A 15,389-nucleotide genomic window follows, 5' to 3' on the forward strand; every position below is an offset into this window, starting at 1 on the left:
GGTCCTCTTCATGCACCCCTTCCTGGTTGCGCTCATGGGGGGCGCGCTCATCGGCACGAGCGCTTCGCTCCTCCTCCTCTTCAACGGCCGCATCGCGGGCATCAGCGGAATTGCCGGAGGGCTCCTCGCCCCGTCCAGCCGGGCCGAGTGGGCCTGGCGCCTCGCGTTCCTGCTGGGGCTCATCGGGGGCGGCATCCTCATGCGGATCCTCTGGCCCCAGGTGGTCGAAGCTTCCTCTGTGTCCGGAGCGGGAGGAGTGGTGGCCGCGGGGCTCCTGGTGGGGTTCGGCTCGCGCCTGGGCAATGGCTGCACCAGTGGCCATGGCGTGTGCGGCATCTCCTGGGGCGCGATGCGCTCCATCGTGGCGACGCTGACCTTCATGGCCACCGGCGCCGCCACCGTCTTCCTCGTCCGCCACCTCACCGGAGGTGCACCATGAGCGCGCTGGGGTCCGCGGTGGCCGCCGGGCTGCTCTTCGCACTCGGCCTCGGGTTCGGGGGCATGACGGATCCAGCCAGGGTGCAGGCCTTCCTCGATTTCACGGGCGCCTGGGATCCCACCCTGGCCTTCGTAATGGGCGGAGCGCTCGCCGTGCACGCACCCCTCTCCTGGCTCATCCGCCGCCGCAAGGCCCCTGTGCTGGCACCAACCTTCCCCACGCTCTCGAAGGCACGGGTGGACGGGCACCTCGTCACGGGGGCGGCCCTGTTCGGCGTGGGGTGGGGACTCGCGGGTTACTGCCCTGGACCAGCTCTGGTCTCGCTCGCCTCGGGCGCCGACACGGTCCTGCTCTTCGTGCTCTCCATGTTCGCCGGGATGTGGCTCTTCGGGTGGTGGGAGCGCTCGCGAGCCACCGCCTCCGAGCCTCACGGACGGCTCACCGGCTCGTGAAGTCGCGCACCCACCGGACCAGCCGCTCCAGCTCCTCGGGCTGGTTGTAGAAGTGCGGCGAGAGGCGCAAGCGGCCCCGGCGCAGCGAGAGCGTCACGTCGCGCTCGGTCAGCCAGCCGTGCAACTGCCGCGGATCTCCAGCAGGAGGCAGGAAGGTGAGGATACCGGCACGGTGCTCCGGCGCTGGGCCCGTGTCACAGCCCAGGGCCCGCAGCGCTCCCTCCAGGATGCGCAGCAACTCCTGGATGCGGGCCTCGATGACCACCGGCCCCACCTCCAGCAACAACTCCAGCGCGGCCCCGAGTGCATAGATGCCCGTATACGAGGGACTGCCCTCCTCCAGCTTCAGCGCATCCGAGCGCAGCTCGAAGTGGGCGCGGTGGAAGTTCCACGCATCCGTGGTGCTGCGCCACCCCACCAGCACGGGGCGCAGCCGGGGCAGCACGGCCTTCCTCACATACAGGATGCCAATGCCCGCGATGCCCAGCATCCACTTGTGGCTGTCCGCGCTCAGGAAGTGGATGCCGCTGCGCTTCACGTCCACGGGCACGCAGCCCACGCTCTGGATGCCGTCCACGCACAGCAGCACGCCGGCGCGCTCGCACACGGCCCCCAGCGCATCCAGATCCGTCCGGTAGCCACTGGCGTACTGCACGGAGCTGACCGCCACCAGCCGGGTGCGCGGAGTGAGGGCCGCCGCCACGGCCTCGGGAGTGACACCGCCCTCGCTCTCGGCGATCTCCCGCACCTCCACGCCGCGATCCTTCAGGTGCAGCCAGGGGTACACGTTGGAGGGGTACTCGAGCGACGTGGCCACGGCCACCTCGTCCCCGGGCCGCCAGTCCAGTCCCTCGGCCACCAGCCCCAATCCATGGCTGGTGTTGCGCACGAAGGCGATCTCCTCCGGCTCCGCTCCGATCAGCCGGGCCGCGAGCTTCCGGGTGTGCTCGACCCGGGCCTCCCACTGGCGCTCGTGCCGCACGCCGTGGTGCACCACGTCGTCCATCCACTCCCGCACTGCCTTGGCGGCGCGCACGCTCGTGGGCGCCACCCCCGCGTGGTTGAGGTACAGCTGCGTCTCCACGACGGGGAACTCAGCTCGGTAGGCGTCGAATGGCGAGCTCACCGCGCCCCTCGCTCGGCCCGGCGGCGCGCCCACAGCGGCACCAGCACCAGCACCAACCAGCCCACCACTCCACCGGAGGCTCCCGCCTGGCAGCTGCCAGCCACGTGGGCCTGCTGGACAACGGTCACGGTGAAGGTGCAGCTCGCCGTTCTCTGCCCCGCGTCCGTGGCCGTGGCGGTGACGACGGTCTCCCCCACAGGGAAGCGGCTGCCCGGCTCCGGGCTATAGCTCACGTGCACCTCGCCCAGGTTGTCCTCCGCCTTCGCCTCCTGGAAACGCACCTCCGTGCCCTCGGACGAGGAAGTGGCCACCTGCTGGGGCCCGGGGCAGGTGATCGTGGGCGGAGTCAAATCCAGGTTCTTCACCCAGAAGGAGCACGGCTCCGAAGCATTGCCGGCCTTGTCCTTCACCGTGAGCGTCACATGCGTCTCCCCCACCGGGAACGCACTGCCCGGCGGGTGATCGGTGATCAGGCTCAGCTCCTCCTTCGGGGTGACGGCATCGTCCGCCTGGTACGTGTAGGGCACAGGTTTCGGCTCGGCTTGATCGGCCTGGAAAACCTGATCCCCCGGACACGTGAGGCTCGGCTTCACCGTGTCCTGGATCGTGAGCGGGATCTGGCAGGTGGAGGTGCTCACCCCATCGCTGGCCGTCACATTGACGTTCGTCGTGCCCACCGGGAACACGATCCCGGATTGATGGCTGTAGCTCACATGCAGGTTCGAAGCGACCGCGTCACTCGCCGCCACGAAGTAGGTGGCCATGGCCCCGGCTGGCTCGGTGGCTTCCTGCACGATCGCCTTGGGGCACAGCAGCAGCGGGGGCGTCGTGTCCTGGACATTGACGTTGAACTCGCAGGACTTGCTGTTCCCCGCGCCGTCCTTCGCCTCGATTGTGAGGTGCGTGTTTCCCAGCGGGTACACGCGCGCGAGGGACTGCGGCTCGGGCGTCACGCTGGGGGCGACCACCGCATCATCGAACACCGCGTAGGGAACGGAGAAGTACGAGCCATTGGAGCTGGCCGCCTCCACCTGCAGATCTCCCGGGCACAGCAGGACGGGCTTGAAGCAGTCCACCTGGTTGAGCGGGAGGACGAAGAGCACCTTCGCGCCCACCTGGGGATCATAGGCCACGAAGAAGAGCCGGCCTCCCGAGATGGTCATCTCGCTCCGGGTGGAGCTTTCCGCCGGCGGAGCGATGCCCGTGAGCCGCACCGTGCCCACCCCATCGCTCTTCCAGAGCGAGCGGCCCGAGACGCTGTCGTTGATCTCCACCAGCAGCACCCCGGCGCCCGACAGCAGCACCGAGTCGGACGGACCGGTCGAGCCGGGAACGAATTCCTTCACCAGCCGGGTTCCTGCCAGCGAACCATCGCTCCGCCAAAGCTCCGGGCCGGTGATCGAATCGTTCGCCATGAAGAACAGCTGTCCGCCCACGGCGGTGAGGTTCCGGGGAGTCGAGGAGTACGGGCCCTGCTGAATGTCCGCCACCAGGTGCGTGCTCCCGCTCGTCCCATCTCTCACCCACACCTCTTCGTCGTGATCAGTGTCCTTGAGCACGAAGAAGAGCTGGCTCCCCGCCACGGTGAGAGCCTCGGGCCGGCCCGCCGCGGTGGCGAGATTGAAGACCCGCTCGGTCAGCCCTGCCCCATTGCTCCGCCAGAGCGCCGCGTTCACGGCGCTCCCATCCGTGGCGGTGAAGTAGAGCATGCCATCCATCACCCGCAGCGAGCTGGGGGAGCTGGAACCACCGTTCCAGATGTCCTGCACCATCGCGGTCTGCGTCCCATTGCTCTTCCACAGCTCGTTGCCATGGATACCGTCATCCGCCGCGAAGAAGAGCCAACCGCCCATCGCCACCAGCTCCGAGGGGTTGGATCCTTCAGGGTCCGCGCGGATGTTCTGCACGAGAACGGTGCCCCCAGAAGTTCCATCGCTCCGCCACAGCTCGAAGCCCTGGGTCCCCTCGGCCGCGGCGAAGAACAACGTTGAGCCCACGGCGGTGAAATGGGACTGATCGCCCACCCCTCCCTTGGAAAAGCTCTTCAGACGGTCGACGGTGCTCCCATCGCTCGTCCACAGCTCCGTCGAGGACGCTCTGTCCACCGTGAAGAACAGCTTGTTGCCCACGGCTGTGAGGTGGTTGAGCGTGTCGGTGCTCCCCCAGCCCGGCGAGGACGGCAGGAGCTCGACGGCATTGGCCGTTCCCTGAGCCATCCACAGGGACGAGTCGGAGCCATTGTTCCGCACGAAATAGAGCGTGTCCGCCACATCCAGCAGCTTCTCGGCCTGGGAGAGAGTCTCGGAGCCCATCACCCGCGTGGGCACCGCGCACGGATCGCCCGGCACCGTGCCATTGCCACCGGAAGGCTGCCCGCGCGACAGCACGGGCAGCACCAGGACGGACAGGAGCAACAGCAGGTGCGCGGCGCGACGGTGGAGCCACATGGTTGCGCTCACCTCCAGGAAGGAGCCCCACCTCCTGTCTACCGCACTCCCCCACGCGGAGGGAGCCCCGCGCCGCGTGCGCCGCGCCCATCTGCCAATGTGGCATACCCCTGAATACACGACGGCCGGTGCCCTGTGTTCCGGGCACCGGCCGTGTGAGGACTTCAACCGGCAGTGACTAGCGGCCCGCCAGGGTCTCCGGGGGCGCGGCCAGCAGCGTCGGAGGCGGCTCGTTCGTCGTCGTCGGCACGTAGACCTTGCACGTACCGGTCGTCGTGTTGACCGAGCTGTCGTCCACCTTGAACGTCGCCGTGTACACCCGCTGGGTGTTCGTGGACGTCCGCTTGGCGCGAACCTGGAACGTGGCGTTGTTGACCACCACGATGTCGTTCGCGTCGTTCGCCGGATCGTTGCTGGTGACCTGCAGATCGTACGCCTTGGTCATGATGTCCATGTAGCCGTCGCAGCGATCCCACGCGAGCGAGCACTCGCTCAGCTGCACCGTCCGCATGCCGTTGTCCGCGGGGAACACCTTGATCGGCGGGCTGGCCTTCAGCTTCGGCGACAGGTTGTCGATGACCTCCACCGAACGCGTGACGTAGTCGGCCCAGTTGTAGGCGCCGTCACGCACGTCGTAGCGGAGCGTGTACACGCCAGGCAGCGTCTTGTTGATCTGACCCGACACGATGACGGACGGAGACACGTCGCCGTAGCACTGGTCGTCACCCGTGGCGCCCTGCTCCACGTACGGATCCGGATCGATGTCCACCTCGGTATCAGCGTCCGTCGGATCGTCCGTCGGGCTGAAGCACTGCGTCTGGACGTTCTCCGGACCGTTGAGCGAGAGCACCGGCTTGAGGGTGTCCTGCACGTACACGGACAGGATGGCGGCGGAGATCTTGTAGCTGTCATCCCACGCCAGGTACTGCACGTAGTACAGCCCCTCCACCTCGGTCGTCGGGCCAGGCCCGAAGTCGTCCGGATCGATGTCGCCGGGGATGCCGTCGCCATCGTCGTCACCCGTGTTGTACTGGTGCACCTGGACATTGCCCTGGCACGAGTCGGTCGCCGTGGCGCCCGGGTTCTGCCACACGTTGCCAATCGCGTGGCCCGTGCACTCGTAGAACAAGTCCATGTCCCCGTTCACCGTCAGGACCGGCGGCGTGTTGTCCACCACGTGGTAGGTGCGGGACACGTTGCCGGTGCTGACGTTGCCCCTGCTATCCACGGCCGTGTACGTCACCGTGAAGTCCGCGCCATCCGGGTCCGACACATTGGGCAGCGTGGCCGGCGTGCGCGTGATGCGATCGGGGGGAACGAGGCCCTCGCAGAGGTCCGTCGCCGTGGCGTCCAGCGGAGGCTGGGTGCCGCACTCGATCTCCACGTACTCCGGACCCACCAGCGAGATCACCGGGCCCCTCGTGTCATTCACGTTCACGGTGCGCTCCAGGAAGGACTGGTTGCCGTAGTTGTCCAGCGCCCGGTACCGCACGGTGTAGGTATCCACCTTCGTGATGTCCACGCCGTTGAAGTCGAGGAAGACCTGCGGCGCGGCGGCCTGGCACGAGTCGGTGGCCGTGGCGCCCGGATCCACGTACGGCACGCCGCACTCGGCCGCCATCGGGTTGGCACCCTTGAGCGCGAGGACCGGAGCCGTCGTGTCCTCCACCAGCACGTTGCGCACCGCCTGGGTCGTGTTCCCGCTCTCGTCCTTGGCGAAGTAGGTCACCAGGTACGCGTTCGGCACGGCCGTGTTCACGTTGGACGTCGAGGTGATGGTGGTCGTCGGCGAGCACACGTCCACGGCGGTGGCGCCCTGGTCCACGTACTCGGCCTTGCACTCCACTTTGACAGCGGCCTCACCATTGAGGGTGATGGCCGGGCCCACCGAGTCGATGATCTGCACGTTGCGGGTGACTGTGGGCGAGGTGTTGCCCACCGTGTCCTGCGCCGTGTACCGCAGTTGGTAGTTGCCGTTCACATGCATGTTCACCGAGCCGGCGACCGTCACCGGCACGTTGCCCACGCACGCGTCCGTCGCCGTCGCGCCCGGATCGACGTAGTCGCCAGCGCTGCACTCCAGCGTCTGCTGAGCCGGGCCGTTGAGCACGATGCTCGGCGGCAGGTTGTCGTTCATCGTCACCGTGCGCTGCGTCGAGGACACCGTGGTGTGGCCCGCGTTGTCCGTCACGCTGTAGGTGATGGTGAAGTTGGCCGGCTGGTTCGGCACCGGCGCCGTCGTCTTCACGATGGACGAGGTCAGGTCACCGGAGCACGCGTCGTTCGCCGTGGCGCCCGGATCGTTGTACTCCGTGCCGCACTCGTACGTCGCGTTGAGCGGGCCCTGCACCGTGATGGTCGGGTTGAGCGTGTCCTCCACGTGCACCGTGCGGGTGACGGTCGGGGCGCTGTTCCCGGCCACATCCGTCACGTTGTAGGAGAGAACGTAGTTGTTGGGCTGGTTCGAGTTGACGGTGCCGCTGCGCACGATGGAGCCCGTGAGGTTTCCAGTGCACGCATCGTTGGCCGTCGCACCCGGATCCACGTAGGGGCTGCCGCACTCCAGGTTCTGCAGCGCCGGGCCATTGAGGGCCAGCGTGGGAGCGGCGTTGTCGTTCACGTGCACCGTGCGGACCACCGGCGAGGTGACGCTGTGGCCGGCCGGATCCGTCACGCTGTAGGTGATGGTGAAGACGCCCGGCTGGTTCGGATTGCCCACCTGGTTCGCCACGATCTGGCTCGTCAGGTCACCGGCGCACTGGTCATTCGCCGTGGCGCCCGGATCCACGTAGGCCGCGCCGCACTCGTACGCCTGCTCGGTCGGGCCGTTGACGAGGATGGTCGGAGGCAGCGTGTCAGCCACCGACACCGCGCGGTTGACAGGGCCCGCGGTGTGGCCGGCCGTGTCGCTCACGGTGTAGCTGACGTTGTAGTTGCCCACCTGGTGCGTGTTCACCGCACCGGCCACCTGCACCTTGGCGTCCAGGTTGCCAGCGCACACGTCGGTGGCCGTGGCACCCGGATCGGTGTACTCGCCGCCACACTCCACCGACTGCGTCGGAGAGCCATTGAGGCTCAGCGTCGGCGGCAGCGTGTCGCTCACCGTCACCGTGCGGTCCGCGGTCACCGCGGGGTTGGACCCATCCGTCACGCTGTAGTGCACGGTGTAGGTCGCCGGCACCTTCGGATCCACAGAGCCCGACTTGGTGATCTGCCCCGTCAGGTCCCCGGCGCACGCGTCGTTGGCCGTCGCGCCCGGATCGTTGAACTCCGAGCCGCACTCCAGGCCGGAGTTGGCATTGCCCAGCAGCGTCAGCGTCGGCGGCAGGTTGTCCACCACCGTCACCGTGCGGGTATCCGCCGAGGTAACCGTGTGGCCCGCCGGGTCCGTCACGCTGTAGGTGATGCTGTAGTTGCCCGCCGCGCCCGAGTTCACGCTGCCGGACTTGACGATCTGCGCCGTCAGGTCGCCCGCGCACTGGTCATTGGCCGTGGCGCCCGGATCCGCGAAGGGACCGCTGCCGCACTGCACCGACTGGCTCAGCGGGCCGAGCACGTTGATGGTCGGCGCCAGCGAGTCGCTCACGTTCACCGTGCGGTGGACCGCCGGAGCCGACTGGCCCGAAGGATCCGTCACGTTGTAGGTGATCTGGTAGCTGGCCGGCTGGGCGGTGTTCACCGTGCCCGTCTTGGTGATCTGCGCCGTCAGGTCGCCGAAGCACGCGTCGTTGGCCGTGGCACCGGGGTCGGTGTACGGCGAACCGCACTCCTGCGACTGGGTGCCCGAGCCGATGAGCGCCAGGACGGGCGGAGCGTTGTCGTTCACCGTCACCGTACGGGTGATCGGCGAGGTGTAGCTGTTCCCCGACGGGTCCTTGGCCGTGTAGGTGTAGATGATCTGGCCCGGCTGGTTCGGGTTGCCCACGGACGTCGAGGTGACCGGCACCGTCCCGGCGCACGCGTCGAAGCCCACCGCGCCCGGATCCACGTAGGAGGTGCCGCACTCAAACGTGTCATTGACGTTGCCGTTGAGGGTGATGGCGGGCGGCAGCGTGTCGCTCACGTTCACCGTGCGGTCCACGCTGATGGTGTGGTTGGCCCCATCCGTGGCGGAGTAGTGCAGCGGGTAGGCGCCCGGCGTCATCTGGTCCACGCTGCCCGACTTGGTCACCGGCAGGGCGCCGGAGCACTGGTCGTTGGCGGTGGCACCCGGATCAGCGAACTCCGAGGCGCACTCCAGGCCCATGGTGGCCTGGCCGTTGAGCGCGATGGTCGGAGGCAGCGTGTCCGCCACCGTGACCGTGCGGCCCGTGGCCGAGACACCGGTGTTGCCGGACGGGTCCGTCGCCGAGTAGGTGACGGTGTAGTTGCCCGGCGCGGTCGGGTCGATCACGGTGTTGGCCACCGCAGTCAGCGCCCCGGCGCACGCGTCGTTCGCCGTCGCGCCCTCATCCGCGTACGAGCCACCGCACTCCACCGTGGCCGTGGCCGAGCCCTTGATGGTGACGACGGGCTTCTTCGTGTCGCTCACGTTCACCGTGCGGGAGACCGCCGGAGCCGCCTGGCCCGCCGGATCCGACACGTTGTAGGTGACCTGGTAGCTGCCCGGCTGGTTGTTGTTCACCGTGCCCGTCTTCGTGATGCGGCTGGACACGTCACCGAAGCACGCGTCGTTGGCCTTGGCACCGAGGTCGTTGTACGGATCGGCGCACTCGAGCGCCACCGTCGCCGAGCCGTTGAGGACCAGGGTGGGCGGGGCGTTGTCGTTGACGTGCACCGTGCGCTGCGTGGGCGACACCGTCTGGTGGCCCGCGTTGTCCGTCACGCTGTACGAGATGGTGAAGACGCCCGGCTCGGCCTGGTTGCCCGTCTGGGTCGCCACGATGCGGTTGGTCAGGTTGCCATCGCACGTGTCGTTGGCCGTCGCGCCCTGATCCACGTAGGGCGAGCCGCACTCGTACGTCACGTTGAGATCGCCCGAGATAGCGATGGTCGGAGCCTGCGTGTCGCTCACCGTGACCGTACGCTCCGTGGTCACGGTGTGGCTGCCGTCATTCGCGCTGTAGGTCAGCGGGTAGGCGGCGGGCACCTGCACGTTCACACCGCCGGCCTTCGTCACCGGCAGGTTGCCGACGCACTGGTCGTTGGCCGTGGCGCCCGGATCGTTGAACTCCACACCGCACTCCTGCGGCAGGTTGGCCGGACCGTTGAGGGTGATGGTCGGCGGCAGGGTGTCCGCCACCGTCACCGTGCGGCTGGTGGCCGAGGTGCCCACGTTGCCGGACGGGTCCGTCGCCGTGTAGTAGACGTTGTAGGTGTTGGGGATGTTCGCGTTCGGCGTGGAGGTGGGCACTGCCGCCAGCGTCCCGGCGCACGCGTCGCTCGCCGTGGCGCCCGGGTCGTTGTACGCGCCACCGCACTCCACGGAGACCGTGGTCTGGCCGGTGAGCGTCACCGTCGGAGCCAGGGTGTCCTTCACCGTCACCGTGCGGTCGGCCGACACGCTGTGGCCGTTGCCGTCGCTCACCGTGTAGTGGAGCCCGTACGGCCCAGGCAGCTGCGCGTTGACCGAGCCCGTCTTGGTGATGTTCGCGGTGATGTTGCCAGCGCACTGGTCGCTGGCCGTGGCGCCTGGGTCGGTGTACGTGCCACCGCACTCGAGCGTCGAGGGAGAAGCGCCCAGCAGCGTCAGCGTCGGCGCCAGCGTGTCGCTCACCGTCACCGTGCGGTGCGAGGCCGACGTGGTCGTGTTGCCCGACGGGTCCGTCGCGCTGTACGTCACGTCGTAGTTGCCAGGGGCGTTCGGGTTGGCCGGGCTGTTGACCGTGACCGTCAGCGCGCCGGCGCACGCGTCATTGGCCGAGGCGCCCGGATCCGCGTACGCGCCGCCGCATTCCACGTTCTGGCTCAGCGGGCCATTGACCGTGACGGTCGGGCCCTGCGTGTCGCTCACCGTGACGGTACGCGTCACCGGAGTCGCGGCATTGTTCTTCGGATCCTTCACGTTGTAGGTGATGGTCTGAGGCGTACCCAGCTGCTTGTTGTTCACCGTGCCCGTCTTGGAGATGGCGCTCGTCAGGTTGCCGTAGCACTGGTCGCTGGCCGAGGCGCCCGGGTCGGTGAACGCCGTGGCGCACTCCAGGCCCATGGAGGGCTCGCCAAGGAGCGTCAGCGTCGGCACCAGCGTGTCAGACACCGTCACCGAGCGCGCGGACGAAGTGCCCACGTTGCCGGACGGGTCCGTCGCCTTATAGGTGATGCTGTAGCTACCCGGCACCTTCAGGTCGAGATTGCTGTTGAGGACCGACGCCACCAGGGCCCCAGCGCACAAGTCGTCGGCCGTGGCGCCCAGATCGGTGAAGGTGCCACCACACTCTGCAGTCAGGGTCGTCGGGGCGATGGGCGTGACGGTGGGCTTCAACCTGTCACGCACGAAGATGGTGCGGGTCATCTCATCGGCAGGGTGACCAGCCCCGTCCTTCACGTTGTAGCGGAGCACGTAGTCGCCCACCGCCGCCGAGTTCACGGACCCGGTCGTCACGACATTGAGCGGGCCGTCGCACTGGTCGGCCGCCGTGGCACCCTGGTCGGTGTAGGCGTCGCGGCACTCAATGGTCGTGTCCATGCCATTGCGCGTGATGACCGGCTTGAGCGTGTCGGACACGGTGACCTTGCGCTGAACGGTCGCGGACTGGTTACCGGACGAGTCCGTCGCGTAGTAGCTCAGGGTGTAGAGGCTGGGCACGCCCATGTTCACCGTGCCCGACTTGGTGATGGCACTCTGCGGCAGCGGGCCCTCGCACAGGTCGCTCGCGGTCGCGCCATCATCGGTGTACGTGCCGCCCTTGACGCACTCCAGCGTCTGGTTCGGCGAGCCGCTCAGGGCCACCGTCGGCAGCACCTTGTCCGTCACCGTCACCTTGGCTTCGCACGAAGCCTGGTTGCCCGCGTCATCCGTGCACGTCAGCGTGACCATCGTCTCGCCAATGCTGTACGGGCCCGCCGGGCTCTGAACGCAGCCCGCCAGATCGCCGTCCGGATCGTTGGAGCCGTTGTTGATGTCGGCCGTCATGCCGCAGGTGTTCGTCACCTGCACCGACCGAGCGGCGCACAGCGCCACCGGCGGGTTGTTGTTCGACGGGATGTCGGGAATCTTGCAGAACGAGCTGCACGCGCCGATGTTGGCGCTGGTGTCACCGGTGCGGCCGTTATGGCCGCCGTTGTCGCACTCCTCGCCCTGGTCGACGTCCGTATGGCCGTCGCCGCACCAGTGCATCTGGCACGACCACGAGCAGAGCGCGTCGGGGCTCTGGCTGCCGTCGTTGGGAGCGCCGTTGATGCCGTCACCCAGGTCGCATCCCTCGGAGACAAGGAGAGGATCCTGCGAAGTCAGGGGAGCGTTGGGGGTACCGCACCCGCCGCCAAGCGGCATGGCTCCGCGCACGATGACGTACGGCGTGCCCGTGTAGGGCGTCTCGTTGCCCGGGTCGATGCTGTAATCGATGTAGTGTCGCTCGCCCGGCAGCGGGTCTCCAGACGAGTTCACCGCGATCGCCGCATACGAGAAGGTGTGGTCCGGGTACTTCGTGAAGACCGTCCGCGTCGCGCACGCGTCATTGCCCACGAGCGCCCAGTCCCACGTGTCGGTGGACATGATGCTGTTGTACATCTCGAACATGTGCTCGGTGTCCGCACATGTCGACAGGCCCTGGACCTGGAATTCGCCGAACGGCTCCAGCAGTTCCACATGCGTCGGGGCGGCGGCATCCTGGTAGGCGCAGCCCAGCGAGACGTACATACCGGTCAGGTACTGCACCGAGTTCAGCGCGAACTTCACGCCGTTGTACACCAGCTGGTCCACACCGTTGCTGGAAGGGTTTGAAGCGATGATGGCGACGTCACCATCGATGATGGGGCCCCAGGTCTTGCGGTTGTTGATGGCCGCCTGGAACGCCGCGGACCCGCTCTCGCACGCCGCGTCGCCGATGATGATGGCCTTGTAGGACATGAACTGCGTGGCCGTCATCGTGTTCCACTGTGCCGGAGTCACGACTTCGATCTGAGTGGCGGAGTTGGCAGCCTGAACCGCTGCGGCCTCCTTGCTGTTGGCGCCTCCATCCACGGTGCTGCTCAGGATCAGCACCTTGTTGGTGCTACGAACGTCCTGACGTGTCGTGCGCGTGCTCGCCGGGGCGACGTCAGGCGGTGGCGCACCTTCCTTTTGGTCGCAGGAGCTGGCCGCCAAGGCGACCACCACCAGCGCTGCTCCCCATACGCCTTTGAGTTTCATGCTGTACATCCCCCACGGCTTGAAGAACGACTCGGTCTAAAGAACAAAGCGCTCGGCATCCCACGGACCTGCTTTTCACGACTCGAAAGATTCACTCGCAGACGGCGATGTGGGCGCAACCGGGGGGCCCGGGACCTTGCGCCACCATCTCCTAGCTGAAAGTTTCACTTCAGCCGTCCCGCAATTTTCCCTTTTAGGCAGAGCCAAGCAAGTAGATATTTTCTCGGTTTAATCGAATTCCCTGGACTGTCGCAGAGGGGCAGACATGTGCGCACCCAGTCGCAGGTGTTTCGAGCTCCAACTTCGAGAAACGGTGCGTCACGCCCCGGAGTTCGTGCCGGATGTCGACTCCTGTAAAGGAGTTGCGAGCGGTCGGTGAGTGTGGATCACGCGCCTGGTCCATCGGTCCGCCAGTGCCGAAGTGCGTCACCGGCCTGCCCTCCTTCGTCGCTGCTCGTGCGGGGTGCGCGCTGCAACCGCCAGGAATCCCGTGGGCCTGCGGCGGGCTCGCGCGTGGCCCGCTGATTGCTCATGCCCCCCGACGCAGCGTCGACGCGTTCTCGCACGACAGATGGGCCGCTCCGAGACCGTCGCCGCCGCTGAGCTGCTCCATATGAAGGCGGATGACAATAGTAACTGAGCTGAAACTGAGTTGAACGGAGTCTGGACCCCCGAGTGCGGCGAGGCACTCGGGGGTCTTCTCTTTTGCGAACCGCGCGAATGATCCGCTCCCCACTCGCGCCGCGCGGGTTCAACTGCCCAAGGCCGTCACCACTGCCCTGCTTTGTCGCATCTCTCGCGCCGCGCTCGCTCCAACTCCTCGCAATCTCGTGCGCTTGCCGTGTCGACATGCATGGCCCGCCGATTGCTCTTGCTGGGACTCGCCGTCCTTCACATCTCCAACACAAACCGAGGAGCACACTCATCATGAAGACACTGCACCGACGTCGCCAGGGCTTCACCCTGATCGAGCTGATGATCGTCGTCGCCATCATCGGCATCCTGGCCGCCATCGCCATTCCCAACTTCGTCCGCTTCCAGGCGCGCGCCCGACAGTCCGAAGTCACGACCAACCTCAAGAGCCTCTTCACCGGTCTGCGGACTCAGCAGCGCAAGCCAGCCGGTTCCATCCGCTCCTCCGGCTTCAGCCCTGAGCGCGGCAACCGTTACAGCTACCACCTCGACAACGACTGCGCCCCCACCTACGAGGAGCGCTCGAACGTTGACGTCACCCAGAACAACACGGACGCCTGCATCGGCGTGGACCAGTTCAAGTTCCCCAGCTTCCCCGCCTTCTTCAGCGTGGAGGCGCTGCAAGGCCCTACCTGGAACATGAAGGCCACCAACAATGGCTTGGCTAACGGTGCGGGCATCTACGGCACGCAGGACGACTGGGACTTCCTGGCCTACGCCGCCGGTGACGTGGACAACACCCCCGCCAACGACAAAGCCGACACCTGGTCCATTGCCTCCTCGGATGCCATGCTCCAAGCGAACTGCCCGGCCACGGGCTATGCGGAGAACGTCGCCGCCGGTGAGCCCTTCAACATCTACAACGACGTCAACTGCGACTGATACTCAGGTGAGCTGACAAGAGTCTGGACCCCCGAGTGCGGCGAGGCACTCGGGGGTCTTCTCTTTTGCGGGCTCGGCTCCTACGCCTCACTCGATTCACGCCGAGCCCTGACTCCATTGCCCAAGGCTGTCACCCACTGACCTGCTTTGTCATTTCCCTCGCGCCATCCCCGCCCCAACTCCTCGCAATCTCATGCACTTGCTGTTTCACGCTGCATGGCCCGCCGATTGCTCTTCCCTTTCCTCGCTGTCCTTCACCCACAACTCAAGAGAACATCCTCATGAAGACACACCGCCGCCGCCACGGTTTCACCCTGATCGAGCTGATGATCGTCGTCGCCATCATCGGCATCCTGGCCGCCATCGCCATCCCCAACTTCGTCCGCTTCCAGGCCCGCGCCCGCCAGTCCGAAGTCACTACCAACCTCAAGAGCCTCTTCACCGGTCTGCGGACTCAGCAGCGCAAGCCAGCCGGTTCCATCCGCTCCTCCGGCTTCAGCCCTGAGCGCGGCAACCGTTACAGCTACCACCTCGACGACAGCTGCTCCCCCACCTACGAGGACCGCGCAGGCGTCAACACCGTCGAGAACAACACGGACACCTGCATCGGCGTGGACCAGTTCAAGTTCACCAGCTTCCCTTCCTTCTTCAACGTGGAGGCGCTGTCAGGCCCTACCTGGAACATGAAGGCCACCAACGATGGCATGGCTTCCAGCGCGGGCATCTTCGGCTCGCAGGACGACTGGGAATTCCTGGCCTACGCCGCCGGTGACGTGGACAACAACCCGGTCAACGACAAAGCCGACACCTGGTCCATCTCCTCTGCGGACGGCCAGCTCATGAGCACCTGCCCGGCCACGGGCTATCCGGAGAACGTCGCCGCCGGTGAGCCCTTCAACGTCTACAACGACGTCAACTGCGACTGATACTCAGATGAGTTGATCAGAGAAGACCCCCGAGTGCGGCGAGGCACTCGGGGGTCTTCTCTTTGCGGGCTTGGCTGTTCCTGCTCCCCACTCCATTCCCACCATGCGCTGTCTCGTCTGCCCAAAGCTGTCAC

General features: G+C 66.8%; 7 protein-coding genes. 4 read left to right on the forward strand and 3 right to left on the reverse strand.

Translation table 11 applies throughout. The annotated features are described in order from the left end of the window. Positions 1-10 precede the first annotated feature (10 nt). Positions 11-439: a YeeE/YedE family protein gene (locus KY501_RS38435; protein ID WP_224368850.1), complete on the forward strand. Its 429-nt coding sequence runs from the start codon at positions 11-13 to the stop codon at positions 437-439. Continuing rightward, positions 436-891: a DUF6691 family protein gene (locus KY501_RS38440; RefSeq protein WP_224368851.1), complete on the forward strand. Its 456-nt coding sequence runs from the start codon at positions 436-438 to the stop codon at positions 889-891. The genes KY501_RS38435 and KY501_RS38440 overlap by 4 nt, the downstream gene beginning before the upstream one ends. Here KY501_RS38440 and KY501_RS38445 read toward each other — a convergent pair. The 3 genes from KY501_RS38445 to KY501_RS38455 form a co-directional block, all read right to left on the reverse strand. Beyond that, positions 878-2,017: an aminotransferase class V-fold PLP-dependent enzyme gene (locus KY501_RS38445; protein ID WP_224368852.1), complete on the reverse strand. Its 1,140-nt coding sequence runs from the start codon at positions 2,015-2,017 to the stop codon at positions 878-880. The two genes, KY501_RS38440 and KY501_RS38445, sit on opposite strands and share 14 nt — an antisense overlap. Then, positions 2,014-4,464, reverse strand: a complete 2,451-nt coding sequence (locus KY501_RS38450; RefSeq protein WP_224368853.1) for an ELWxxDGT repeat protein — start codon at positions 4,462-4,464, stop codon at positions 2,014-2,016. Before KY501_RS38450 ends, KY501_RS38445 begins: the two co-directional genes overlap by 4 nt. Before the next feature lie 178 nt (positions 4,465-4,642). Beyond that, positions 4,643-12,754: an immunoglobulin-like domain-containing protein gene (locus KY501_RS38455; RefSeq protein ID WP_224368854.1), complete on the reverse strand. Its 8,112-nt coding sequence runs from the start codon at positions 12,752-12,754 to the stop codon at positions 4,643-4,645. Between the two features lie 927 nt (positions 12,755-13,681). Between KY501_RS38455 and KY501_RS38460 the strand changes: the two genes are divergently transcribed. Both KY501_RS38460 and KY501_RS38465 read left to right on the forward strand, forming a co-directional pair. Then, on the forward strand, positions 13,682-14,329 hold the full coding sequence (locus tag KY501_RS38460; protein WP_224368855.1) for a prepilin-type N-terminal cleavage/methylation domain-containing protein: 648 nt from the start codon (positions 13,682-13,684) through the stop codon (positions 14,327-14,329). 281 nt (positions 14,330-14,610) lie between these two features. Then, on the forward strand, positions 14,611-15,255 hold the full coding sequence (locus KY501_RS38465) for a prepilin-type N-terminal cleavage/methylation domain-containing protein (protein ID WP_224368856.1): 645 nt from the start codon (positions 14,611-14,613) through the stop codon (positions 15,253-15,255). Positions 15,256-15,389: the final 134 nt, after the last annotated feature.

Source organism: Hyalangium versicolor (genome assembly GCF_020103695.1).
GTDB classification, from domain to species: domain Bacteria; phylum Myxococcota; class Myxococcia; order Myxococcales; family Myxococcaceae; genus Hyalangium; species Hyalangium versicolor.

Coding starts and splice junctions, on each gene's coding strand:
- KY501_RS38440 (WP_224368851.1), top strand. CDS start 436: ATGAGCGCGCTGGGGTCCGCGGTGGCCGCCGGGCTGCTCTTCGCACTC.
- KY501_RS38435 (WP_224368850.1), top strand. CDS start 11: ATGCACCCCTTCCTGGTTGCGCTCATGGGGGGCGCGCTCATCGGCACG.
- KY501_RS38455 (WP_224368854.1), bottom strand. CDS start 12,754: ATGAAACTCAAAGGCGTATGGGGAGCAGCGCTGGTGGTGGTCGCCTTG.
- KY501_RS38450 (WP_224368853.1), bottom strand. CDS start 4,464: ATGTGGCTCCACCGTCGCGCCGCGCACCTGCTGTTGCTCCTGTCCGTC.
- KY501_RS38465 (WP_224368856.1), top strand. CDS start 14,611: ATGAAGACACACCGCCGCCGCCACGGTTTCACCCTGATCGAGCTGATG.
- KY501_RS38460 (WP_224368855.1), top strand. CDS start 13,682: ATGAAGACACTGCACCGACGTCGCCAGGGCTTCACCCTGATCGAGCTG.